This is a genomic window from Yinghuangia aomiensis, from assembly GCF_039542225.1.
Classification (GTDB): Bacteria; Actinomycetota; Actinomycetes; order Streptomycetales; family Streptomycetaceae; genus Yinghuangia; species Yinghuangia aomiensis.
This window is the reverse complement of record NZ_BAABHS010000015.1, coordinates 43,994-68,969: the sequence shown is the minus strand read 5'-3', so window position 1 is coordinate 68,969 and position 24,976 is coordinate 43,994. Positions and strand designations below refer to the sequence as shown.

General features: G+C 72.6%; 19 protein-coding genes. 6 read left to right on the top strand and 13 right to left on the bottom strand.

Features of this window, described 5'->3' with window-relative positions:
• Positions 1-45 precede the first annotated feature (45 nt).
• Positions 46-1,641: an MFS transporter gene (locus ABEA93_RS21435; RefSeq protein WP_345677281.1), complete on the bottom strand. Its 1,596-nt coding sequence runs from the start codon at positions 1,639-1,641 to the stop codon at positions 46-48.
• Positions 1,642-1,727: 86 nt separating this feature from the next.
• On the opposite strand from ABEA93_RS21435, the gene ABEA93_RS21430 reads away from it, so the two are divergent.
• A complete protein-coding gene (locus ABEA93_RS21430) occupies positions 1,728-2,426 on the top strand; it encodes a TetR/AcrR family transcriptional regulator C-terminal domain-containing protein (protein WP_345677280.1) in 699 nt (232 codons plus the stop codon).
• 98 nt (positions 2,427-2,524) lie between these two features.
• Positions 2,525-3,367, top strand: coding sequence for a hypothetical protein (locus tag ABEA93_RS21425; protein WP_345677279.1), 843 nt, complete (start codon positions 2,525-2,527; stop codon positions 3,365-3,367).
• Between the two features lie 6 nt (positions 3,368-3,373).
• On the opposite strand, the gene ABEA93_RS21420 is transcribed toward ABEA93_RS21425, so the two are convergent.
• Positions 3,374-4,183 (bottom strand): (2Fe-2S)-binding protein, encoded by an 810-nt coding sequence (locus ABEA93_RS21420; protein ID WP_345677278.1) that lies wholly within the window; start codon positions 4,181-4,183, stop codon positions 3,374-3,376.
• Positions 4,184-4,388: 205 nt separating this feature from the next.
• Here ABEA93_RS21420 and ABEA93_RS21415 point away from each other — a divergent pair, with 205 nt between their 5' ends.
• The 4 genes from ABEA93_RS21415 (at position 4,389) to ABEA93_RS21400 (ending at position 12,860) form a co-directional block, all read left to right on the top strand.
• Positions 4,389-4,970, top strand: a complete 582-nt coding sequence (locus ABEA93_RS21415) for a TerD family protein (protein ID WP_345677277.1) — start codon at positions 4,389-4,391, stop codon at positions 4,968-4,970.
• Between the two features lie 286 nt (positions 4,971-5,256).
• The gene (locus tag ABEA93_RS21410; protein WP_345677276.1) at positions 5,257-7,827 is read left to right on the top strand and encodes a glutamate--cysteine ligase; all 2,571 of its coding nucleotides are present in this window, start codon (positions 5,257-5,259) and stop codon (positions 7,825-7,827) included.
• Between the two features lie 255 nt (positions 7,828-8,082).
• Positions 8,083-11,469 carry a pyruvate carboxylase gene (locus ABEA93_RS21405; protein WP_345677275.1) on the top strand — a complete coding sequence of 1,129 codons (3,387 nt, stop codon included), beginning with the start codon at positions 8,083-8,085 and terminating at the stop codon, positions 11,467-11,469.
• A 323-nt stretch (positions 11,470-11,792) separates the two neighbouring features.
• Complete coding sequence (locus ABEA93_RS21400; RefSeq protein ID WP_345677274.1) at positions 11,793-12,860, top strand: RNA polymerase sigma factor SigF; 1,068 nt, start codon at positions 11,793-11,795, stop codon at positions 12,858-12,860.
• Between the two features lie 89 nt (positions 12,861-12,949).
• Here the strand turns inward: ABEA93_RS21400 and ABEA93_RS21395 are convergent, their stop codons facing one another.
• The 11 genes from ABEA93_RS21395 to ABEA93_RS21345 all read right to left on the bottom strand — a co-directional run bounded on the left by ABEA93_RS21395 (position 12,950) and on the right by ABEA93_RS21345 (position 24,895).
• On the bottom strand, positions 12,950-13,810 hold the full coding sequence (locus tag ABEA93_RS21395; RefSeq protein ID WP_345677273.1) for a PaaX family transcriptional regulator: 861 nt from the start codon (positions 13,808-13,810) through the stop codon (positions 12,950-12,952).
• A gap of 51 nt (positions 13,811-13,861) precedes the next feature.
• Positions 13,862-14,656, bottom strand: a complete 795-nt coding sequence (locus ABEA93_RS21390; protein ID WP_345677272.1) for a maleate cis-trans isomerase family protein — start codon at positions 14,654-14,656, stop codon at positions 13,862-13,864.
• Between the two features lie 16 nt (positions 14,657-14,672).
• The gene (locus tag ABEA93_RS21385) at positions 14,673-15,569 is read right to left on the bottom strand and encodes a fumarylacetoacetate hydrolase family protein (protein WP_345677271.1); all 897 of its coding nucleotides are present in this window, start codon (positions 15,567-15,569) and stop codon (positions 14,673-14,675) included.
• Positions 15,570-15,591: 22 nt separating this feature from the next.
• The gene (locus tag ABEA93_RS21380) at positions 15,592-16,713 is read right to left on the bottom strand and encodes a cupin domain-containing protein (protein WP_345677270.1); all 1,122 of its coding nucleotides are present in this window, start codon (positions 16,711-16,713) and stop codon (positions 15,592-15,594) included.
• A complete protein-coding gene (locus tag ABEA93_RS21375; protein WP_345677269.1) occupies positions 16,710-17,762 on the bottom strand; it encodes a carbon-nitrogen hydrolase family protein in 1,053 nt (350 codons plus the stop codon). The genes ABEA93_RS21380 and ABEA93_RS21375 overlap by 4 nt, the downstream gene beginning before the upstream one ends.
• 37 nt (positions 17,763-17,799) lie before the next feature.
• A complete protein-coding gene (locus ABEA93_RS21370) occupies positions 17,800-20,169 on the bottom strand; it encodes a bifunctional salicylyl-CoA 5-hydroxylase/oxidoreductase (protein WP_345677268.1) in 2,370 nt (789 codons plus the stop codon).
• A 64-nt stretch (positions 20,170-20,233) separates the two neighbouring features.
• On the bottom strand, positions 20,234-20,707 hold the full coding sequence (locus ABEA93_RS21365) for an acyl-CoA thioesterase (protein ID WP_345677267.1): 474 nt from the start codon (positions 20,705-20,707) through the stop codon (positions 20,234-20,236).
• A gap of 53 nt (positions 20,708-20,760) precedes the next feature.
• Positions 20,761-22,383, bottom strand: coding sequence for an AMP-binding protein (locus ABEA93_RS21360; protein ID WP_345677266.1), 1,623 nt, complete (start codon positions 22,381-22,383; stop codon positions 20,761-20,763).
• Between the two features lie 128 nt (positions 22,384-22,511).
• Positions 22,512-22,844, bottom strand: a complete 333-nt coding sequence (locus ABEA93_RS21355; RefSeq protein WP_345677265.1) for a protein kinase family protein — start codon at positions 22,842-22,844, stop codon at positions 22,512-22,514.
• A 90-nt stretch (positions 22,845-22,934) separates the two neighbouring features.
• Positions 22,935-23,249, bottom strand: coding sequence for a protein kinase family protein (locus ABEA93_RS21350; protein ID WP_345677264.1), 315 nt, complete (start codon positions 23,247-23,249; stop codon positions 22,935-22,937).
• A gap of 122 nt (positions 23,250-23,371) precedes the next feature.
• Positions 23,372-24,895 carry an MFS transporter gene (locus ABEA93_RS21345; RefSeq protein WP_345677263.1) on the bottom strand — a complete coding sequence of 508 codons (1,524 nt, stop codon included), beginning with the start codon at positions 24,893-24,895 and terminating at the stop codon, positions 23,372-23,374.
• Positions 24,896-24,976: the final 81 nt, after the last annotated feature.

Genomic DNA, 24,976 nt, shown 5'->3' with positions numbered 1-24,976 from the left:
TAACCGCGTATCGGCATGGCCAGGCTCGCGGCACCCCGGCGGTGGTCAGGCCGCCACCGGACGGGTGTCCGCCACCGGCCCGGACGGCTCGACGGGCTGCTCGGCCCGCCGCTCCGGGCGCATCAGCCAGGCGACCACCGCGGCGGACAGGGTGAGCACGGCCGCGCCGGTCCACAGCGCCAGGTGCAGGCCGTCCACGAAAGCCGTCTCGGACGCGTGCCGCACCACCGGCGGCGCCTGTCCGAGGTGTCCGACGCCCCCGCCGCCGCCGGCGGTCACCGCGTCGACCGTGTGCCGCACGTCCGCCGCGGGCAGTCCGGCCGCACCCAGCCGGTCGGTCAGGCTGTCCGACAGCCGGGCGGTGAGGACCGCGCCGAGCACCGCGATGCCGAACACGCCGCCGAGTTCGCGCGCCGTGTTGCTGGTGGCCGACGCCATCCCGGCGCGCGCCGGGGCGACCCGGGACATGACGGTGATCGACACCGGCGACATCGCCAGGCCCATGCCGGCACCGAGCACCGGAAGCACCCAGAAGTACGCGGCATACGACGCGCCGACGCCGTACAGCGACAACCCGCCCAACGCCACCGCGCACAGCGTCAGCCCCGCGACCAGCGGCACCCGCGGGTGGTAGCGCGCGGACAGCCGTCCGGCGACCGGCGCGGCCGCCATCAGCGCGATCGTCGCGGGCAGCCCGGTGTATCCGGAGCCGGCCGCCGACCAGCCGTAGATGTCCTGCATCAGCAGGCCGATGAAGAACAGCGCGCCGAACATGCCGAAGCTCACCGCGAATCCGCCCCACACCGCGGCGGCCACGAACCGGTCGCGGAAGAACGTCAGGTCGAGCATCGGCGTCGCCACCCGCAGTTCGACGACGGCGAACACCGCGAACGCGACCGCGGACACCGACGCCGCGGCGAGCACCGGGACCGACGCCCAGCCGCGCGCGGGGCCTTCGACCAGCGCGTACACCAGTGCCCCGATGGCGATCACGCCCAGCACCAGGCCGGCCACGTCCAGACGGCCGCGCCGTTCGGCGAACTCCGGCAGGAACACCGCACCCAGCACGACACCCGCGATGCCGATCGGCACGTTGATCCAGAAGATGCTCGCCCACCCGAACGCGTCGACCATCGGCCCGCCGACGACCGGCCCGAGCGCGAGCCCCGCGCCGGACACCCCGGACCACAGGCCGATCGCCCGGGCGCGCTCCGCGTCGTCGGTGAAGACGTGCCGGATGATCGCCATCGTCCCGGGCATCAGCAGCGCCCCGCCGAGGCCTTGCACGACGCGGCCGCCGACGAGCACGCCGAGCGAACCGGACAGCGCGCACAGCGCCGAGCCCGCGGTGAACAGGCTCAGGCCGACGAGGAACACCCGGCGGCGCCCATAGCGGTCGCCGAGCGTGCCGCCGGTGAGCAGGAACGCCGCGAACACCAGGCTGTACGCCTCCATGACCCACTGCAGGCCGCTGACTCCCGCGCCGAGATCGCGGTCGATGGTCGGCAGCGCGTTCGACACCACGACGTTGTCGAGCATCGCGATGAACAGCGCCACGCACAGGACGCCCAGGATCACGCCCTTGCGCGGCGCGCCCGGCGGTCGCGCCGCGTCCGGCCGGGGTCGTACTTCGGTGGCCACGGCCACTCTCCCTTACAGTGTTAGGGAACACTCTAACGGCGTTAGAGTGGCGGATGGCGACCGATCCGGCAAGTAGATTTCAGGCGATGACACAGCCGCAGGAAGTGAAGAGCGCCGAGCGCGGCTCGGTGACCCGCGACGCGCTGGCCCGCGCCGGACTGGCCGTGCTCCAGCGCGACGGCCTCGACGCGCTGTCGATGCGGGCCGTCGCCGCGGAGCTGGGCGTCCGCGCGCCGTCGCTGTACTGGCATGTGCGCAGCAAGGAAGAACTCCTCGACCTGCTCGGCGACGCGCTGATGCTCGCCGCCGCGCCGGACCTCCCGGTGCGGTCCGGGGACTGGCGCGCCGACCTGGGCGCGATCGCATGGGGCTTCCGGGAGTTCCTGCGCGTCCGCCGCGACGCGGTGCGGGTGCTCGCCGGCCGCTTCCTGCACGGGCCCGGCATGTGGACCGTCATGGAGCAGCAGCTCGAAGTGCTGCACGACGCCGGATTCAGCCGCCAGGACGCCACGTTGGCGAGCTACACGCTGGGGATCACGGTCACCGGCTTCATGCTCAACGAGCAGGCCGCGGTGTCCGCGGCCGAAGCCGAGGGGCGCCTCGGGCGGAGGGCCGCGGTCGACGAGATCGCCGGCCTCATCGAGGGGCTGCCCGCCGACCGGTATCCGCACCTCGTCGCGTCCGCGCGGGCGATGGCCGGTCCCGATATGGACGAACGCTTCCGCTTTGTCGTGGACCGGTTTTTGGACGGACTGGAAGCACTGCCGCGCACCCTTCCAACGTGATCGTTTTTCTCCGTGGCGCACGTCGGCGCCCCGGCGTACGCTTCCGCACGGCACGTCGGGTGGGGCGTGCGCGAACAGCGGGGGGAGAGCGGTTTTCCATGGGTGCTCGACGGGCCGGCGGCCCGGTCATGCGCACGGTCGCGGTCGCGGTGACGGGGGTCGCGCTGCTCACGTCGTGCGGGCGGTTGCAGGCCAAACAGCATCCGTTCCCGGAGGCGGTCGGGCAGTCGTCGGCGTCGCCCAGCACGTCGGCTACCGCGACGCCGCGCGGGAGTGCATCTCCCGTGCCGACGGGATCGCTGCCGCCGGACCGGCTGGCGGAGCTGCCGGCCGACGAACTGCTCAAGCGCGCGCGGAAGGCCGCCGGTTCCGAACCGACGGTGCGGGTCGTCGCGCAGTTCGCCGACGAGGAAGGGACGATCGCCTACGACCTGCTCGTCGACCTGGACACCCGTGACTTCCAAGGCACCATAGCCCTCGGCTCGGCACACGCCGAGGTCCGCAGGATCGACGGCGACGCCTGGATCAAGGGCGACAAGGTGTTCTGGACGCAGTCGGCGAAAGCACCGGCCGCCACGGCCGAGGCGCTCAGCAAGAAGTACGTGCACGTCACCGAATCCTTCGCCGGGTGGGAGGATTTCGTCGGCATCGCCGACGTCGCCAATCCGGCGATGATGCTGAGCGATTTCCGCCCGAAGGAGAAGCTGTCGGTCCGGACCGTCGCCGGGCAGCAGGTCGTCCAGGTGAGCGGGCGCAGCGGTCCCGACACCCTCACGCTGTCGCTGTCCCTGTCCGCGGGGTTGCTGCCGGTGCGCATGGAGGACCCGGAAGGCAGCCACATGGAGTGGGAGTACGGCCGCACGGTCGACGTGGCCGCGCCGCCCGCGAGCGCCACGACGGAGGCGCCCAAGGGGGGCGGCGTGCACCTGCCGGGCGCCTGACCCCGCTCAGCGCCGGCCGTAGCGCTCCGCGAAGTTCCGCAGGTCCGCCTCGCGTTCGGCGGGGCGGCGGCCCGGGCAGCTGGTGCACATCGGCTGGCCCGGGGCACGGTAGAGCAGGCAGCACGACGTGCGGTGCACGAACGTCATGCCGGGGAACGCCGTGAACCGCGGCCGCGGGACCCCGACGCCCGCGGCCCTCCCGGCCGCGGCGACCAACGGCGCGGCCAGGGCCGCCGCGGCGTCCGGTTCGCCGATCGTGGTCCCGGCGCGCAGCAGCGCGCCCGCGATCGTGTCCACCGCGATCGCCCACCCGGCGCGGGGCCGCAGCGGCGCGGCCTCCGCGAGCGCGTCGATGTACGCCGCCACCGCCTCGCCCACCACCGCACCCACGGCGGCCGGGTCCTGTCCGGCCACGCCCGAGGAGCGCGCGCCGGACGGCAGGCCGTCGCGCCGCATGTGCAGCACCGTCGCGGCCGGCCGAGGGTCGACCGCCCAGCGGGTGACCACCAGCGTCGCCAACGCGGGCGTCAGCAGGGCCGTGCTCGCCGAGAACCACCACAGCGTCGCGGCGACCCGCGCGTCGTCGGTGCGGTAGCGGCGGTGCGACGCGGCCACCCGGGCGGCCAGCCACGCCGGATCGGACCAGGCCGCCATGGACACCGGTTCCTCGCCCGGCGACGGCGTCACCAGCGGCCGGTATTCGGGGCACCAGTCGGCCAGCGCCGCCTGGACCGTCTCGGCGTCGGGAGTCCGAGGGGCATCGGAGGCGTCGGAGGCGTCGGGGCCGGCCGCGGGGTCCGGCGGAGCAGTGGGCACGGCCACCGACCGTAGCGGCCCGCTGCACACCGCGCTCACCCGGCACCGGCCTGGTCATGATCGTCCCAACATCCGCCCAAGTCGCCCGTGGCGGCCGATCCCGGGTCCCAGGATTGCAGCTGGACCATGCCCCGCGGATCGCGCGGGTGCGGTACGACGACAGGGGCGCGAAGCGCCCGCGGGGGACTCAGGGAGGGGTTGCGAGATGGCGGTAGTACTCGCCCAGGGCGCGCGCGTCGCGCTCGGCAAGGACGGCGAGGAGCTGGGCCGGGTGCACATGGGCCTGGGGTGGGACCCGGTCAGGCACACGACTCTGCGCCCCGGGCTGCAGGCGCTGACCGGTGTCGACCTGGACGCCGCCTGCCTGCTGTTCGACGCCGACCACCACCTGGTGGACAGCGTGTGGGCGCGGCAGCTCAAGTCGAAGGACGGCGCGGTCTCGCACAGCGGCGACAACGTGACCGGCCAGGGCGACGGCGACGACGAGACGGTCACCGTCGACCTCGCCGCGCTGCCCTCGCGGGTCACCGCGCTGGTGTTCACGGCGAGTTCGTTCTCCGGCGCGGACTTCTCGAAGATCTCCGCGGCGTACTGCCGGCTGATCGAGGACGCCACCGGTGCCGAACTCGCCCGGTACGAAGTCGTCCCGACCGGCACGCACAACGCGAAGATCTTCGCCAAGATCGTCCGGGACGGCGAGGGCGGCTGGACGATGACCGCGATCGGCGCCCCGGCCGTCGCGCACACGATCGACGCGCTGGTCCCGGCCATCCTGCCGCACCTCTGAGCCCAGCCGATCCGGAACCGGTCCCGAGCCGATGGGGGCCGGTTCGGGGTCGGTTCGGAGCCGGTTCGGATCCGTTCCGTGATGCCCGGGGCTCCGCCGAACGCGGAACCCCGGGCGCCGCGGCCGCGGTTCGGACACGGTCCGTCAGCGTGCCGCCGGTTTGCCACGGCACAGTGACACGGACGGTGACAGCACCGCTCAACGGTGCCGAACATTGATCAACACGGACATAACTCGACCACGAAGTAACTGTACGTCGCTTTTTGGGTAACAGTACGCTGTCGAAATGGGCAGCGGCAGTGCTGGGGCGACACGCGCGGTCACCTGCGGGGTCGAAGAGGAGTTCCACCTCGTCGGGCTCGACACCAGGCATCTGGTGCCGGGCGCCCGCGAGGTCCTCGACCGGTTGCCCGCCAAGGGCTTCACGGCCGAACTCCACCAGTCCGAGATCGAGACCAACAGCCACCCGCACACCGAACTCTCGGACCTGCGAGCGGACTTGGTCCGATCGAGACATGAAGTCGCGGACTCCGCCGAACAATCCGGTCTCGCCATCGTCGCGGCCGGCACCGTCCCGCTCGCCCGCGTCGAGGAAATCCCCGTCACGGCCGACGCGCGCTACCTGGGCATGGTCGACTCCTTCCAGCGGCTCGCGCACGAGCAGCTCATCTGCGGCGCGCACGTGCACGTCGGCGTCGCGGACCGCGACCTGGCCGTCGCCGCCCTCCCCTGGCTCGCCCCGTGGCTGCCGGTTCTGCTGGCGCTGTCCGCGAGTTCGCCCTACTGGCTCGGCGGCGACACCGGCTACGCGAGCTGGCGCAGCACCGTGTGGCGGCGCTGGCCCACCTCCGGCCCGGCCGGCACGTTCGCGTCGGCCGCCGAATACGACGAGATGGTCGAAGGCCTGCTGCGGTCCGGCGTGATCGCCGACGCCGGGATGGTCTACTACGACGCCCGCCCGTCCCGGCACCTGCCCACCCTGGAACTCCGCATCACCGACTCGTGCCCGGACGTCGACGACGTCGTGATGCTCGCCGCGCTGTTCCGCGCCCTGGTGGTGCGCGGCTGCCACAAGGCCGTCGACGGCGCCCGGCCGCCGCGGATGCGCGAGGAGTGGCTGCGCGCCGCGACGTGGCGCGCGGCCCGGTCCGGGCTGGAAAGCGAACTCGTCCACCCGATCCGGCTGCACACGGCGCCCGCGGCCGACGTCGTGGACGCGCTGCTGACCACCGTCCGCCCCTACCTGGAAGACCTCGGCGACTGGGACACCGCGTCCGGCTGCGCGATCGCCGCCCTCGGCCGGGGCAGCTCCGCTGCCCGCCAGCGCGCCGCCGTCGCCCGCGGCGGCTCGCTCGCCGACGCCGTCGACCTGGTCGCCGCACAGACCCGGGCCGATACCGCGGTCCGGCTCGCCGGCTCGGTGCCCGCGCCGCGCACCCCCGGCCTGTTCGAGGGCTACCGCGCCGCGTTCGACGAAGCGCTCGGCCCGGACGGCCGGGTCCGCCCCGCCTACGCGGCCCCCGTCGCCGCGCTCACCCGCCTCGGCGCCGCCCGCCTGCGGGTCCGGGCCCGCGCCCGCGACGAACTCCAGCGCGTCGACGGCACCCTGTTCCGCCCCGACGGCGCCGACGAGCCCCGGCTCTACCCCTACGACCTGCTGCCCCGCGTGGTGGCCGGCGACGACTGGGCCCGGCTGCGCGGCGGCCTCGCCCAGCGCGTCGCCGCCCTCGAAGCGTTCCTGCACGACGTGCACGGCGAACGCCAGGTCGTCCGCGACCGGATCGTGCCCGGCTGGGTCGTCGACGGCGCACCCGGCCTGCGCGGTACCGGCGGGCACTTGCCCCCCGACACCGTGCGCATCAGCCTCGCCGGCATCGACCTGGTGCGCGACGGCACGGGGGAGTGGCTCGTCCTCGAAGACAACCTCAACATGCCCGCCGGGCTCGCCTACGCGCTCGCCGCCCGCCGGCTCGCCGCCACCGTGCTGCCCGAACTCGACCCGGGCACCGCCGTCCTGAAACCCGATCAGGTGCCCGCGCTGCTGCACGCCGCGCTCACCGCCGCGGCCCCGCCGCGCACCGCGGGCGACCCCGTCGTCGCGGTGCTCAGTGAAGGACCCGACAGCCCCGCGTGGTTCGAGCACCGCTTCCTCGCCGACGCGCTCGGCGTGCCCGTGGTCACCCCCGGCGACCTGAGGTTCGTCGGCGGACGGGTGGTCGTCACCGGCGGCCGGCACGGCGCCTACCCCGTCGACGTGCTGTACCGGCGCGTCGACGAAGACGTCCTCGCCGCCGCGACCGGCGCCGACCGCCGCCCGATCGGCCCCGGCCTGCTCGCCGCCGTGCGCACCGGGACCCTCGCGATCGCCAACGCGCTCGGCAACGGCGTCGCCGACGACAAGGTGCTGTACGCCTACGTGCCCCGCCTCATCGAGTACTACCTCGGCGAGCGGCCGCTGCTGCCGTCCGTGCGCACCTACCTGTGCGGCGACCCCGACGACTTCGCGTACGTCCTCGACCACCTGCACGAACTGGTCGTCAAACCCGTCGACGGCTACGGCGGCGAAGGCATCGTCATCGGCCCCGACGCGGGTGACCAGGAACTCAAACAGGCCCGCAGCGACATCGCCGCCGACCCCCGGCACTGGGTCGCGCAGGAGACCGTGGCGCTGTCCACCCATCCGACGTTCACCGGCGAACGTTTCGAACCCCGCGCGGTCGACCTGCGCGCCTTCGTCTGCCAGTCCGGCGGCCCCGTCGTGCTGCCCGTCGCCCTCACCCGGTCGGCGCCGTTCCGCAGCCTGCTGGTGCATTCGCTGCGCGGCGGCGGCGCGAAAGACACCTGGATCATGCGGTGAACATTCCGCGGAAATCCCGGTGATCCCGCAAAATCTCCGGCCGCGACGCGCCGCGACACCCTTGAGAGCAAGGTCACAGAACCGCCCGAACCACGGGAAATAACGGCATTCCCGCTGGTCAGAAGCGTTGTCCCATAGTCACACTCGGTGCCCGGCATATGGACCGGGCCTGCGGGGGAGCAGTACTCCTGTCCTAGGGTTCGGGGCATTCCGACCGGAATCCCCGGGCGACCGGGCAAGGAGGGTAGGTAGCACGTGATCCGCAAGTTGCTGGTGGCCAACCGCGGCGAAATCGCCGTGCGAGCGCTGCGTGCCGCAACCGAGCTGGACATCGCCACGGTGGCCGTCTACGCATACGAGGACCGCCACTCCCTGCACCGCCAGAAAGCCGACGAAAGCTACGAGATCGGCGAGCGCGGCCACCCGCTCCGCGCGTACCTGGATGTGGACACCATCGTCAACGCCGCCATCGCGTGCGGAGCCGATGCGATTTACCCGGGCTACGGGTTCCTCTCCGAGAACCCGCTGCTCGCGGAAGCCTGCGAGGCCAACGGCATCACCTTCGTCGGCCCCAACGCCGACGTGCTGTCGCTCGCCGGCAACAAGGTGCGGGCGCTGGAAGCCGCGAAGAGCGCCGGACTGCCGACGCTCCGCACGGCGGACCCGCAGGACGACATCGAGGCGCTGCTCGCCGCCGCCGACGAGATCGGCTTCCCGATCTTCGTCAAGGCCGCGGCCGGCGGCGGCGGCCGCGGCCTGCGCCGGGTCGACCGCCGCGACGACCTGCGCGCCGCCGTCGAGACCGCGATGCGCGAAGCGCAGACCGCGTTCGGCGACCCGACGGTCTTCCTGGAAGAGGCCGTCGTCCGCCCGCGGCACATCGAGGTGCAGGTCCTCGCCGACGCCGACGGCAACGTCGTGCACCTGTACGAGCGCGACTGCTCCGTGCAGCGCCGCCACCAGAAGGTCGTCGAGATCGCCCCGGCACCGCACCTCGACCCCGAGCTGCGCGCCCGCATCTGCGCCGACGCCGTCCGCTTCGCCGAGACCATCGGCTACCGCAACGCGGGCACCGTGGAGTTCCTCCTCGACGAGCGCGGCCGCTACGTGTTCATCGAGATGAACCCGCGCATCCAGGTCGAGCACACGGTCACCGAAGAGGTCACCGGCATCGACCTCGTGCAGTCCCAGCTGCGCATCGCGTCCGGCGCCACGTTCGCCGACCTCGGGCTCGCCCAGGAGAACATCCGGGTGCAGGGCGCCGCGCTGCAGTGCCGCATCACCACCGAGGACCCGTCGCTCGAGTTCCGGCCGGACACCGGCACGGTCTCCGCGTACCGCTCGCCGGGCGGCGCGGGCGTGCGGCTCGACGGCGGCACCTTCACCGGCGCCGAAGTCCTGCCGTACTTCGACTCGATGCTGGTCAAGCTGACCTGCCGGGGCCGCACCTTCGGCGACGCCGTCGCCCGCGCGCGGCGCGCGGTCGCCGAGTTCCGCATCCGCGGCGTGGCCACCAACATCCCGTTCCTCCAGGCCGTCCTCGACGACCCGGAGTTCCGCGACGGCAAGGTCACGACCTCGTTCATCGAGGACCGCCCCGACCTGCTGCGCGCCCGCGCCGGCGCGGACCGCGGCACCCGCCTGCTCGCCTACCTCGCCGACGTCACCGTGAACCGGCCGCACGGGCCCGCGCCCGCGCTCGCCGCCCCGCGCACCAAGCTGCCGGAACTCCCGGCCCCCGCGGCCGACGCGGACGCCCCGTCCGGCTCCCGGCAGCGGCTGCTCGAACTCGGCGCGAAGGGCTTCGCCGACGCGCTGCGCGCCCAGGAGGCGCTCGCCGTCACCGACACCACGTTCCGCGACGCGCACCAGTCGCTGCTCGCGACACGTGTGCGCACCTTCGACCTGGCCGCCGCGGCCCCGCATGTCGCGCGGCTGACGCCGGAGTTGCTGAGCGTCGAGGCGTGGGGCGGCGCGACATACGACGTCGCGCTGCGCTTCCTCACCGAGGACCCGTGGGAGCGGCTCGGCACGCTGCGCACGGCCATGCCGAACCTCAACATCCAGATGCTGCTCCGCGGCCGCAACACCGTCGGGTACACCCCGTACCCGGACAAGGTGTGCGCGAAGTTCGTCGAAGAGGCCGCCGCCACCGGCATCGACATCTTCCGCATCTTCGACGCGCTCAACGACATCGAAGCGATGCGCCCCGCGATCGAAGCGACCCTCGGCACGCACGCCATCGCCGAAGGCACGCTCTGCTACACCGGCGACCTCGCGAACCCGGGCGAGCAGCTCTACACGCTCGACTACTACCTGCGGCTCGCCGAGCAGCTCGTCGAGGCCGGCGTCCATGTGCTGTGCATCAAGGACATGGCCGGCCTGCTCCGCGCGCCCGCCGCCCGGACCCTGGTGTCCGCGCTGCGCGAGCGGTTCGACCTGCCGGTCCACCTGCACACGCACGACACCGCGGGCGGCCAGCTGGCCACCTACCTGGCCGCGATCGAGGCGGGCGTCGACGCGATCGACGGCGCGTCGGCCGCGCTGGCGGGCACCACCAGCCAGCCGCCGCTGTCCGCGATCGTCGCCGCGACCGACCACACGCCGCGGGCCACCGGGCTGTCGCTGGACGCACTGTGCGACCTGGAGCCGTACTGGGCCGCGGTGCGCGAGGTGTACGCGCCGTTCGAGTCCGGCCTGCCCGCGCCGACCGGCCGCGTGTACCGCCACGAGATCCCCGGCGGCCAGCTGTCCAACCTGCGCCAGCAGGCGATCGCGCTCGGCCTCGGCCACAAGTTCGAGCAGATCGAGGACGCCTACGCGGCGTCCAACCGGATCCTCGGCAACATCGTCAAGGTCACCCCGTCGTCCAAGGTCGTCGGCGACCTCGCGCTGCACCTCAGCGCGGTCGGCGCGGACCCGGCCAAGTTCGAGGACGACCCGGCGGCGTTCGACATCCCGGACAGCGTCATCGGCTTCCTGCAGGGCGAACTCGGCACGCCGCCCGGCGGCTGGCCCGAGCCGTTCCGCACCCGCGCGCTGGCCGGCCGCAACACCACCGCGCCGCGCACCGTCGCGCTGACCCCCGAGCAGGACGCCGCCCTCGACGGCGACGACGTGCGCGGGACGCTCAACCGGCTGCTCTTCCCGGGCCCGGCGCGCGACTTCGAGGAAGCCCGCCGCCTCTACGGCGACGTGTCGGTGGTGCCGACCCAGGCGTTCCTGCACGGCCTCAAGCCGGGCGAGGAACTGACCGTCGAGCTGTCCCCGGGCGTCGCGCTCTACCTCGCGGTGGAGGCGATCGGCGAGGCCGACGAGCGCGGCTACCGCACCGTGTACTGCCGGATGAACGGCCAGCCGCGCGTGCTGTCGGTCCGCGACCGGTCGGTCAAGCCGGCCCGCCCGGAGAGCGAGCGCGCCAACCCGGACAACCCGAACCACGTCGCCGCGCCGTTCAGCGGCGTCGTCACCCTCCAGGTGGGCGTCGGCGACGCGGTCGAGACCGGGCAGACGGTGGCCACCATCGAGGCGATGAAGATGGAGGCGTCGATCACCGCGTCGGCGGCCGGGACGGTGCAGCGCCTCGCGATCGACACGGTCGCGTCGGTCGAGGCGGGCGACCTGCTGGTGGTCGTCGGCTAGCCCGTCCACGGTCGCCCGGCTGCGTGCCCGCCGGGTGTGAGACACAGCGCCGCGTGGGGACGTCGGGTCCCGGAGTCGTCCGACTCCGTGGGACCGGACGTCCCCGCGCGGCGTTTTCGTTGCGCCGATCGGGGGGCGTCTCATCGGATTTTTTGCAGCTTTTCGGCCCCGCCGTGGGCGCGTTTTCACCGGTAGCATCCGTTTTTGTGGTGTTTTGGTGGCTTCCGTAACTCTTCAGGGCTCTTGCTCTCGCGTGTCCGACGTCACAGACTCGGGTCCGCTCGGGGTTTCGGTATATGTCCGTCCGGTTTGGGAGACCTTGTATGGCTGTGCGCCTCGACGACGCCGCCGTGACCCGGGGCCAGCGCCCCCGGCTCGCGAAGGCCGAGCCCACGAGCGTGCCCGCTGGTGCCGACCCCCGCGCGCTTGCCGACGACCTCGCCGACGACCTGGCCGAGGAACTCGCCGGAACGCCCGCGGGCGAACCGTCCGAGGGCCTGGCCGACGACCTCGCCGAGCTGCCGCCCGGCGACCTCGCCGACGAGCCGGCCGAAGAGCCGGTCGACGAGCCGGGCGTCAACGTCGACGAACTGCTCGCTTATCCGCAACTGCTCCACCACCTGCCCACCCCGCTCGCCCGGGAGGCCGGCGACGCCTTGCTCGCCCGGCTGGCCCGGCTGGAGCCGGGCACCGCCCAGCACAGTTACGTGCGCGGCCTGCTGGTCGAACTCAACCTGCCGATGGTCCGGCACGCCGCGGGCCGCTACCGGCGCCGCGGCGAACCGGTCGAGGACATCGTCCAGGTCGGCACGATCGGCCTGATCAAGGCCATCGACCGCTACGAAGCCGACCGCGGCAGCAGCTTCATGGCCTACGCCATGCCGACGATCATCGGCGAGATCAAACGTTTCTTCCGCGATACGTCGTGGTCGGTCCGGGTGCCGCGGCGCCTCCGCGAACTCCGCACCGAACTGCTCCGCGCCACCGACGAACTGACCGCGACCCTCGGCCGCACCCCGACCCCGCGCGAACTCGCCGAACGGATCGGGATCACCGAGGAGGAGGTGGTCGAAGGCCTCGACGCGTGCACGGTCTACACCGCGACCTCCCTGGACGAGACGGCCTACGGCGACGCCGAAGGCCAGGAGACGGTGGGCGACCGCCTCGGTGCCGAGGACCACGAGCTGGACCTGGTGGAGTACCGCGAGGCTCTACGGCCGCTGCTCGCCGAGCTGCCCGGGCGTGAGCGGGCGATCCTCGTGATGCGCTTCTACGGCAACCTGACCCAGGCCCAGATCGGGGAGCGGGTCGGGATCTCCCAGATGCACGTGTCGCGGCTGCTGGCCCGGACACTGGCGTCGCTGCGGGAGCGGCTGATGGTGCCGGGGTGAGGCCGGCAAGGCGGCGACCCGGACCGTGAGGCACGTCGACCTGGAGAACCGGGCGGAGCCGGAGGCCTGAGCGCGGCACACGCGCGGGCTCAGGCCCCGGTTTCCGTCCCGCTCTCCGCCCCGGTCTCGGCCAGCCCGGTGACCTTCCGCACGTGCCGGAGGCTCGGCCCGGCGAGGCGTTCGTGCAGCTCCGTGAACACCCGCCGGGCCTCGACCGCGTTCCAGTCGTCCGGCAGCAGCTCGGTGGGCAGGCCCGGGTCGAGGTACGGCAGCCGCCGCCACTCGGTCAGCATCGGCACGTAGTCGCGGAACGCCCGGTCCGGCTCGATCTCCTCGGCGGCGCGCAGCGACGCGGCCATGGGCCCGTAGCGGGCGGTGAAGGACGCGTACTGCTCTTCGATCGCCGGGAAGTCCCACCACGCGCTGACCGCGGCGGGCAGGTCGGCGAACGCGGCGTAGTCGCCGGCGAAGAGATGGACGTAGTCGCTCAGGCCGACCCGCTTCAGCGTCGCGCGGGTGCCGTCGAGGAGACGGCCCGGCGCGACCCACACCCCGGGCGACACCTTGCCGAAACCCAGCCAGGTCAGCCGCGAGCGCAGCTGGTGGCGGTGCGCCCGCTCGCTCTCGGGGACCGAGAAGACCGCGATGACCCAGCCGTCCTCGAGCCGGGCCGGGTCGAGGTTGCCGAAGATCCGCCGGTCGCCTTCGTCGAAGACCGGGCCCATCGCGGGGCTCAGGCGGTAGCCGGTGCCGGTGCGCCGCTCCCCGACGAGCGTGCCGCGCTTCTTCAGGCGGGCGATGGCCGACCGGACCGCCGGCGCGTCGACGTCGAGTTCCGCCATCAAGGTGATCAGGTCGGCGATCGAGACCCACCCGCCGCACGGCCGGACGAACGCGCCGTAGATGGTGTTGATGAGTGAGCTGGGTCGGGTGGTCGCGCTCTCGGCCATGATCGCCTCCAGGACATGTGCGGCGGCGATCTTACCGGCCCCCGGGCCGCCCTACCGTTCGGCCCCGGCCGGGGGAGAGTCGGCGTACACACCCGAGAGCAGGTGTCCGGCGCCGGGTGCCACGGCCGGCAGGTCCAGTGCGCGGAGCATCTGGTGCGCCGTGCAAATGGCCGCCGAGACAACGGGTTTGCCCAGCTTCTGCTCCGCCTCCTCGACCGCGGCGAGCGACGGCATCTGCACGCACGCCGACAGCACGACCGCGTCGGCGTCGGCGTGGTCGAGCGACGCGGCGATGCCCGGGAGCCGCAGCGGATCATGCGCCGCGACGTCGAGGTTGCCGGGGATCTCGAGCGCGGTGAAGTCCAGCACGTCGATGCCTTCGTGGCGCAGGTAGTCCACGACCGTGCGGGTGAGCGGCATCATGTACGGCGCGACCAGGGCCACCTTGGCGGCGCCGAGCGTCCGCAGGCCGTGGACGAGGGCCCCGGCGCTGGTGACCACGGGGGCGGGCGCGCCGTTGGCGGCGGTGCGCGCGTGCAGCCTGGCCTCGGACTCGCGGTGGTAGCCCAGGCCCATGCTCATGATGGCGACCAGGCACGCATATCCGAGCACGTCGACGTGCGCGTCGGACAGTTCGTCGGCGCAGCGGTCGGAGTCCGCGTCCATCGCTTTGAGCTGTTCGGGTGTCACGTGCGTCATGCGCATACGGCTGGAGTGGAAGGTGAACCGTTCGGGCGCGATGCGCTCACGGGCCCGCAGGATCGCGGGTATCTCCGTTTCCATCGTGACGTTGGAACTCGGCACGATCTGGCCGATCCGGTAGGTACGAGGTGCGGTGGGCGGCATGGCGGGCTCCGGATCCTCAGCGGGCGTCGACGACGGGGTTGGCGAGCGTGCCGATGCCCTCGACGGTCGCCTCGACCAGGTCCCCGGGCCACAGGAATTGCGGCGGCACCATGCCCGCGCCGACGCCGGACGGCGACCCGGTCGAGATGACGTCGCCCGGTTCGAGGGTCATGCCGGAGGTGATGTCGGCGATCAGGCGCGGGATCCGGAACAGCATGTGGCGGGTGTTGGACTTCTGCTTGGTCTCGCCGTTGACGCGCAGCGACACGTCGAGGTCGAGCGGGTCGGCGATCTCGTCGGCGGTGACGACGGCGGGACCGAAGGGGCAGTAGGAGTCCTGGCCCTTGGAGAAGAACCACTGGCCCGAGCGGCGCTGGTCGCGGGCGCTGATGTCGTTCATGATCGAGTAGCCGAAAATGTGGTCCCACGCGTCGTCTTCGGCGACCCGGAACGCCGTGCGGCCGATGACGACGGCGAGTTCGCATTCCCAGTCGAGCTGCCGGGTCAGGTCGCCGTTGTGCAGGATCGGCTGCCCGTGGCCGGTGACGGCCGTGGCGGGCTTCCCGAACAGGACCGGCCGGTCCGGGAGTTCCTTGGCGGTGTCGAGGCTGCGGCTGGACTCCTCGACGTGCTCGACGTAGTTGAGGCCGATGCCGACGACCTTGCCGGGGCGGAGCGGGGCGCGCAGGCCGACGTCCGCGAGAGCGTGCGCCGCGTCGGACGGGGAGGCCGAGGCCAGCAAAGTCCGCAGCCGGTCCCAGGTGTCCGGCCCGGCCTGGACGACGGACAGCAAGTCGGAGGGCACGTCCGCGCCGTGGGCGGCGGCCAGGGCCGCGACATCGACGACGCGGTCGCCGGCCACGGCACCGAACCGCGGCGCACCGCCGCCGAGGGTGTAGGTGATCAGTCGCATAGGGGTTCCTTGGTCGTGCCGGTCAGAGGGTCGGCTGGTGTCCGTCGTTGTCGGCATACGCCTCTTCCCGCCGGAAGCCGAGCGAGCGCATGACGGGGAAGTCGTCGAAGGAGAACAGGCAGGCGTCGTCGGAGTCGTCGAGGTTGGCGTGCTCGTGCCACGCCCAGGACGGGACGACGAAGATGTCGCCCTTGCGCCACGGGAAGCGCTGCCCCGCGATCACGGAGACACCCCGCCCCTTGGCGACGGTGTAGACGACCGAGCCGGTGTGGCGGTGGGCGCGCGTGGCCTGTCCGGGGCGGAGCAACTGCATGTGGGCGCCCATCGTGGGCATGACCGAGCCGCCGGTGACGGGGTTGGTGTACTCCGCGATCACACCGTCGTACGGGGAGCCCTCGGCGGCGTCGGCCAAGCCGCGCAGCGCCGCGTAGGTGGCTTCCCACGGCCAGGCGAGCAGGGGCGAGTACGGCCGGGCCCACTTCTCCGCGCCGTACGGCAGCAGGTTGCCGCCGTACGTGGCCACGGATGCGTTGACGACTTTGCCGGGCTGCTGGTGCAGGTCGGGGTGGACTTCGTAGAAGCCGGCGTCGAGCGCGTTGACCAGGGGGATGTCGAGGCCGTCCTGCCAGATGACCGGCCCGTCGTCGCCTTCGTTGCCGTGCTCGTGCCAGGTGCCGTTGGGGGTGATGGCGAAGTCGCCGGGGCCGACGCGGAGTTTCTCGCCGTCGACGATCGTCCACGCGCCGGTGCCTTCGTGCACGAACCGGAGTGCCGCGGCCTGGTGCCGGTGGGCGGTCATCGACTCTCCCGGGCCCATGATCTGCAGGCCGGTGTAGAGCAGTCCCACGGCGGCGCTGACGTCGCGGCGGCCAGGGTTGACCAGCATGACGACACGGCGGCCGGCGTCGTCGGCGGAGACCAGGTCGAGGGCTTTGCGGACCAGTGGGCGCAGTTCGGCGTAGCGCCAGAGCACGGGGGCGGACTGCGGCTGCGGGTACCACGGCTCGATCTTGTTGGCGACGGTCCACAGCGCGCCTGCCTCGCGGTCGGCGAGTTCGGCGTAGTAGGCCTCCAACTCCGGGGTGTCGGACACGCGTGCGCGGCCGAGCACGGTGTCGTCCCGACGGGTTCCCCGCGGTGTCATGACTCCTCCTCTGCGCAGCCGCCGTCCCCGGCAGGGACGGCGGCTGCGGTGTGGGTTTCCGGGTCGACGGCGAAAGTCACCGGGCGGCGCGGCGTGTTGTCGACGTGCAGGCTGAAGATGTCGAAGCGGTTGTAGTGGCCGAGGATGTCGTGCATCTGCTTGGGCTGGACGCAGCGGTTGAGGTCGATGTCGGCGTAGACGATGCCCTCGTCGTCGACGAGCGGTTCGGTGACCGGGCGGCCGTCCGGGCCGAAGATGCCGGACAGCGCGCTGCGGGGGCGGGAGAGCTGCTTGCGGACCTCGTCGTCGTCCCCGGCGACCGCGTCCACGATCTCCGGGGAGATGGTCGAACAGGCGACGACGGTGAAGACCTTGCCTTCGAAGCAGTGCGCGGCGGCGCGGACGGCGATGGCCTCGGCCATGTCGTAGTCGGCGGGTGCCACCGGGAGGGCGATGTAGCTCGCCGCGTGCACGAGTTCGCCTTGGGCCAGCAGGGTGAAGCGGGCCAGGGTGTTCGTGTTCTCGCCGCACGCGAGCACGCCGAGCGGGCCGACGGGCGTGGGGTGGACGCGCAGGGAACTCGCGTCGCCGCCGGTCCAGGTGAGCTTCTCCGCCCAGGTCGGGACGAGTTTGCGGTGGACGCCGAGGACCGTCCCGTCCGCGCCGATGGTGACCATCGTGTTGTACAGCTCGCCGACGCTGTGCGCGCCGCGTTCGTTGACCCCGATGACCACCACGGCGCCGGCCGCGCGCGCCGCGGCGCGGAGCCGGTCGATGTGCGGGCCGGGGATGTCGACCGAGGCGCGGTAGAGCTTCTCGAACCAGGGCGAGCCCTGGACGGGGTTCATCGTCCAGTTCCAGTACGGGTATCCGGGGACGAACACCTCGGGGAAGACGACGAGCCGTGCGCCTCGTCCGGCGGCCTCGTGGATGAGGGCGACGGCCTTGTCGACGGTGGCTGCCGGGTCGAGGAACACCGGCGCGGCCTGTACGGCGGCGGCGGTGAAGCGCGGCAGGTCGTCGCGCTGGTGGTCCATCAGGTTCTGCATGCGGGCTCCTCGGCGGTCCTCGGTCGGGTGGCGGTGGTCACCCGCCCGAGGCGGCGGACAGGACGGGCGGTTGCGGTGTCCAGCGCGCCGGGACGTCTTCGGCGGCGTCGCGGAGCAGGTGCAGCCGCGGCGGCACGCGGTCGGTGCGGGCGCCGGGCGGCTTCCGGCTGCCCGGGCGCCAGGGTTCGGGCCAGGCGGCGCCGGGTCCGGCGTACCCCTGTTCCGCGGCGGCGTGCAGCGTCCACAGCGGGTCGTACATGTGGGCCCGCCCGACCGCGCACAGGTCGGCGCGGCCCGCGAGCAGGATCGAGTTGACGTCGTCGTAGGTGGAGATCGCGCCGACGGCGATGGTCGGGATTCCGCAGGCGTTGCGGATCAGGTCGGCGAAGGGGGTCTGGTAGCTGCGGCCGTAGGCGGGGCGTTCTCCGGCCACGACTTCGCCGGTGGACACGTCCACGGCGTCGGCTCCGGCGGCGGCGAGCGCGCGGCAGATCTCGACGGCGTCGGCCTCGGTCGTTCCGCCGTCGGCCCAGTCGCACGCGGAGATCCGCACCACGAGTGCCTTGTCGGCAGGCCACACGGCGCGTACCGCGTGCAGCACCTCGAGGGGGTAGCGCAGGCGGTGCGGCAGTGAGCCGCCGTATTCGTCGGTGCGCCGGTTGGTGAGCGGCGACAGGAATCCGGAGACGAAGTGGCCGTGCCCGAATTGCAGTTCGAGGACGTCGAAGCCGACCCGGTCGGCGCGGTGGGCGGCGGAGGAGAAGGCGTCGCGGATGCGGTCGAGGTCCGCGCGGGTCGCCTCGGCCGGGGTGCTGCTCGTGTCGTCCCACGCGAGCGGCGAGGCGGCGACGGTCGGGCCGCCGAGGTCCCGCAGGGCGCTGCTGGTGCCGTCGGGGCCGGGGACCGTGCGTGCGGCGCGGCGCCCGGCGTGCGTGAGCTGGATGCCGAGCACGGCGTCGGTCTGCGCGGTGGCGGTGTCGACGATGCGGCGCCAGGCGGCTTCCTGTTCGTCGTTCCACAGTCCCGGGCACTGCGGGGTCGCCCGGCCTTCGGGCGTGACGGCGGTCATGCCGGCGACGACCAGCCCGGCGCCGCCGAACGCGAGGGTGCCCAGATGGGCGGCTTCGAACGTGCCCGGTACACCGCGCGCCGCGGAGTAGGTGGCGAGCGGCGGCACCACCACGCGGTTCGAGAGCGTGATTCCCCCGAGGCGGAAGGGCCGGAACATCGGCGGGGTGGAGCCGTCCGTCCGCCCGCCGAACCAGCGGTCGACCGCACCGACGAAGCCGGCGTCGCGCGCCCGGAGGTTGTCGTAGGTGACCCGGCGGCTGCGCGTCAGCAGGTTGAACGCGAACTGTTCGGCCGGGCGGCCCGTATACCGGTCGATGTTCTCGAACCACTCCAGGCTCGCCTGCGCGGCGCGCTGGGTGGATTCGACGACCGGGCGCCGCTCGGCCTCGTACGCGGCGAGGGCGGTATCGGTGTCCGCGTGCTCGTGCAGGCAGGCCGCGAGGGCGAGGGCGTCCTCCATGGCCAGCTTCGTGCCCGAACCGATGGAGAAGTGCGCGGTGTGCGCGGCGTCGCCGAGCAGGACGACGTTGCCGTGCCGCCAGGTGGCGTTGCGGACGGTCGTGAAGCGGATCCACCGGGAGTTGTTCGGCAGCAGCCGGTGCCCGTCCAAGTGCTCGGCGAGGATGTCCGCGCAGCGGTCGATGCTCGCGGTGTCGCTCTGCCCCACGGGCAGGTCGCGTGCGGCGAGGTCGGCGAATCCCGCCCGGTGCCAAGAGTCTTCGGCCATCTCGACGATGAACGTGCTGCGTGTGGCGTCGAAGGGATACGCGTGGACCTGGAGGACGCCGAAGTCTCCTTCCGTGACGATGAAGGTGAACGCCTCGAAGACTTTGTCGGTCCCCAGCCACATGTAGCGGCAGTTGCGCTCGTCCAGGTCGGGCCGGAACACGTCGGCGTACCGCTCGCGGGCCGCCGAACGCACGCCGTCCGCGGCGACGACGAGGTCGTAGGCGGCGGAGAGTTCGTCGACGGGCGGGGCCGGGGTGCGGTAGCGCACGTCGACGCCCAGCTCGGCGCAGCGTTCCCGGAGGATCCGGAGCAGCCGCTTGCGGCCGAGGGCGGCGAAGCCGTGCCCGCCCGACGTGAGGGTGCGGCCGCCGTAGCGGATGTCGATGTCGGTCCAGCGGGCGAACTCCGCGGACATGGCCGTGTGCACGCGCGGGTCGGCGTCGGCGATGCCGTCGAGGGTCTCGTCGGAGAACACGACGCCGAAGCCGAACGTGTCGTCGGGCGCGTTGCGTTCCCAGACCGTGATGTCCCAGTCCGGGGACAGCTGCTTGGCCAGGACGGCGAAGTACAGCCCGCCCGGTCCACCGCCGATGACTGCTACGCGCACGGTTCCTCCTGGTGGTGCCATGACACGAATCTATCGCGTCATATTGTCGATCGCTATTTTTTCGCTATATATCGGTGGTGGTGTGTGTCGCGTAGGTCTCCGGATCCTGCGGGCCGGCCTGGGTCAGCGCGTCGCGGACCGCCTCCGGCCACGGCGTCGACGCGGTGGCGGTCGCCGGGGAGTTGACGACCACCATGCGCCCGGTCGCGGCGACGCCTTCGCTGCCGCGCACGTCGAAGGCGTAATGCAGCGAACTGGTGCCGACCTTGGTGACGCGCAGCTCGACGCGCACCGTCTCGCCGAACCAAAGGCGCCGCAGGAAGTCGGCTTCGTAGTGCACGCGCGGGGTGCTGCCGAACAGGTTGCGCAGGCCCAGCCTGCCCAGCAGCACGGCCTCGGCGGCTTCGGCCCAGCGCTGGACCGCGGAGAAGTGGTGGTGGCCCGCGGCATCGGTGTCCGACCATTCGACGCGGCGTTCGACGACGACGCTCGCCGGCTCGGCGGCGGTCGGGGCGGGGTTCGGGGTGGGGTCTTCCATCGGTGGTGCCCTTCGGTGCGCGCGGACGGCGCGGGGGCGCGCCGTCCGCCGGATCAGCGGCCTTCGGCGGCCCAGCGGCGCAAGACGGCGCGCTGGAGTTTGCCGTTCGAGGTGCGCGGCAGCGCGTCGACGAACTCGACGGCACGCGGGTACTTGTAGGGCGCGACGGTTTCCTTGACGAAGGTCTGCAGCTCGCCTGCCTTGGCGTCGTCCGGCGCCACGCCTTGGCGCAGCACGACGTACGCCTTGACGATCTTGCCGCGGCGCTCGTCGGGCGCGCCCACCACGCCGCATTCGGCGACGTCGGGGTGCTTGGCCAGGGCGACTTCGACCTCGGGCCCGGCGATGTTGTAGCCCGACGAAACGATCATGTCGTCGCTGCGTGCCTGGTACCAGAAATAGCCGTCGGCGTCGCGGACGTAGGTGTCGCCGGTGATGTTCCAGCCGTGCCGCACGTACTGCGTCTGCCGGGCGTCGTCCAGGTAGCGGCACCCGGTCGGGCCCTTGACGGCCAGCAGGCCGGGCTCGCCGTCGGCGACGGCGTGTCCCGCCTCGTCGAGGACCTCCGCGCGGAATCCGGGAACGGGCTTGCCGGTCGCGCCGGGGCGGATGTCGTCGTCGGCGGCCGAGATGAACACGTGCAGCATCTCGGTCGCGCCTATCCCGTCGATGATGCGCAGCCCGGTCTCGGCGTGGAAGGCATCCCATACCGAGGCGGGCAGCGCTTCGCCCGCCGACACGCAGCGCCGCAGGCCCGACATGCGGTCGGCGAGCCCGCTCGACAGGATCGCCCGGTAGGCGGTCGGCGCGGTGAAGAGCACCGTCGCGCCGTGCGCGGCGATCAGCCCGGCGAGTTGCTCCGGCGTGACTTGTTCCAATAGCAGCGTCGCGGCGCCGACGTGGAGCGGGAAGACCACAAGGCCGCCGAGCCCGAAGGTGAAGCCGATCGGCGGCGTGCCGGTGAACAGGTCGTCGGGCCGCGGTTTGACGATGTGCCTCGCGAATGTGTCCGAGTTGGCGAGCACGTCGCGGTGGAAGTGCATGGTGGCCTTCGGCTTCCCGGTCGTGCCGGAGGTGAAGCCGATCAGTGCGACGTCGTCGGCCGCGGTGTCGACGGCCGTGAAGTCGCCCGTCTTGCCGGCGCAGCGCGCGACCAGGTCGTCCGCGGAGGTGCCGCCGTACGAGATCACCGCGGCTTTGCCGGCGTCGGCGGCCTCCAGCTCGTCGGCGAAGCGGTGGTCGGTGATGGCGACGGCCGGCCGGCTGATCGCGCACAGCGTGCTCAGCTCGTGGGCGCGCAACAGCGGCATGGTGGTCACCACCACACCCCCGGCGCGCAGGATGCCGAACCAACAGGCCACCAGCCAGGGGTTGTTCGGGCCGCGCAGCAGCACGCGGTTGCCCGGCACGAGGCCGAGGTCCTCGGTGAGTACTTGGGCGACTTGCCGGGCGCGGTGCAGCAGCTCGCCGTACGTCCACTCGTCGGTCGGGGTGAGCAGGCATCGTCGGTCCGGGCCGAAGCGCTCGATGACGTCGTCGAGGAGGACGCGGGCGCAGTTGAGCCGCTCGGGGTACGTCAACTCCGGTAGCTCGAAAAGCAGTTCGGGCCAGTGGTCGAAAGGTGGGAGGCGATCCCGGCAGAAAGTGTCCGCGTGGGCGGATGGGGACAGCTCCATGAGCGCCACCTCGTCCTGAGTCAGCGGGGGGTCGTGCCGTCAAGTTATCCAGCGAAAGTGACGACGGTCAATAGAACGCGATATTCGGGGTGGGGTGTCGCCATGCGGGTCCCCCAGTGCGGGGGGATTTACGCCTTGGGGGATGGGGGTGGCCGACCGGGACTGCGAGTTCCGCCGGGTGCCGCGCACCTTGGTCGGCGGTGGCGGCGTTGACCAAGGCGGGTGAGCCGCAGCGGGTGGACGCCGCGCAAGTCCGGTGCCGCTTCGCCGATGCGGAACGGCAGGCCGGGGTCGCCCTTGGGTCCGAACGGCGTCTCGCCGGTCGCCGCGTGGACGAGCGCCGAGGCCGGGGAGAACGGGTCGCCGGGCTGCCCCGCGTGCGGGCCCGCGATCTGCTCGGGAGACATGAACGCGGGTGAACCGATCGTGACACCGGTGCGGGTGAGTGTGGACGCGTCCACGGTGCGGGCGATGCCGAAGTCGATCAGGCGGGGGCCGCCGAGGGCGTGGACGGTGGGGCCGGGGAGGGGGCCGCGCTGCCGTACCGCGAGTTACCGCGACGGGCCCGGCAGGTAGGCGGTGGCGAACCACGGCAGTTCGGCCTCGGGACCGGCGTCGAGCAGGCGGGCGGTCCATCGTCCGTCGACGCGCAGGGCGGCGTCGGCTTCGGCGCGGAAGCGGGTGCGGGCGCGGAACTCGTCGTCGTCGGCCGGTTCGGGGCGGATCACCTGCACGGCGACCAGCCGGCCGCGGGCGCTGCGCGCGCTGCGGGCGAGGAAGACGCGGCCCATGCCGCCCGCGCCGATCCGGCGCGGCAGCCGGTAGCCGCCGAGGTGCCGGGGACCCCCGGTGGTGAGTGGACGCACGTGCGGCAACCCCCGATACGGACACGACGGCGCCCCACCGCCGTGACCCTGTCGGCGACCGACAATGCGGGGTGGGGCGCGGCAAGCGCGGGCCCGGGCGGTATCGGCGCCCGGGCGGCGGCTCAGTTCGCGGCGGCGGTTCCGGCCGCGGTTGCGGCCGTCGTTCCGGCCGGTGTTCCGGCGGGGGCTTCCGCGGCCGGAGCGACGGGCGTGCCCGAGGCCATGGCGGTGTCCGCCTCGCCGGCCGGCTTGCGGGCCGGGATCAGCAGGCTGACCAGCGCGGCCGCCGCGGCGGCGGCGAAGCCGACCCACAGGGCGGTCTTGAAGCCGCCCAGCGACGGGATCGAACGCCCGCCGAGGTCGGAGGTCATGTTGGCGAGGATCATGCTGATGACCGCGGCCGCCGACGACGTGCCGATGGAGCGCATCAGGGTGTTGAGGCCGGTGGCCGAGCCGGTCTGGCGCATCGGGACGGCCTGCATGATCAGCGCGGGCATCGCCGAGTAGGCGAGGGCGCATCCGGCCGCGGAGACGCTGGTGGCGATGACGATCTTCCACACGGCGTCGAGCATGACGAGCGAGATCAGGTAGCCGGCCGCGGTGACGACGGCGCCGACGAACAGCGAGACCTTCGGGCCCTTCGCCGCGGAGAGCTTGGCGGACAGCGGCGAGACCACCATCATCACCAGGCCGGCGGGGGCCATGACGAGGCCGGTGACGACCATCGACTTGCCGAGGCCGTACCCGCTGACCTCGGGGAGCATGAGGACCTGGGGGAAGACCAGCGACTGGGCGTACATCGCGAAGCCGATGACGACGGACGCGAGGTTGGTGAAGAGCACCTGCGGGCGGGCGCTGATGCGCAGGTCGACGAGCGGTTCGCGGGTGCGGAGTTCGCCGAGGCCCCAGAGCGGCAGGATCACCAGGGCGGCGGCGAACATGCCGAGCGTGGTCGGGCTGCCCCAGCCCCAGTCGGCGCCCTTGGACACCGCGAGGAGGAACGCGACGAGGCCCGCGGACAGGCCGAGCGTGCCGAGGAAGTCGAAGCGGGCGGGGGTGCGCACCGGGGACTCCGGCACGAACATCAGCACGAGCACGATGTCGAGCGCGCCGAGCGCGGCGGCGCCCCAGAAGAGCATGTGCCAGTCGGCGTTCTGCGCGACGAGGGCGGCGACCGGGAGGCCGACCGCGCCGCCGATGCCGAGCGTGGCGCTCATCAGCGCGACGGACGGGCCGAGGCGGGCGGGCGGGAGTTCGTCGCGCATCAGGCTCATGCCGAGGGCGATGACGCCGAAGGAGCCGCCCTGCAGGATGCGCCCGATCACCATCGGGAAGAGCGAGTCGCTGAGCCCGCATATCACGGAGCCGAGGGTGAGGAGGGCGAGGCAGAGCGCGAGGATGCGGCGCTTGCCGTACATGTCGCCGAGCCGGCCCATGACCGGGGTGAACACGGCGCCGGAGAGCAGGGTCGCGGTGATGACCCAGCCGGCGTTCGACGCGGAGGTGTGCAGGAGGTTCGGAAGGTCGGTCAGGAGCGGGACGACGAGCGTCTGCATCAGGGAGACGACGATGCCGCAGAAAGCGAGGACGGCGACGATCAGACCGGGACTGCGGTCACGCGTCGCCGGGGGTGCTGCTGCGGTCATGTGGTGCCCTCCGAGGCTGGGTCGGTACCGTATGCACGATACACATGATATGTATCGTGCATATAACGGGGGGTCGGAATA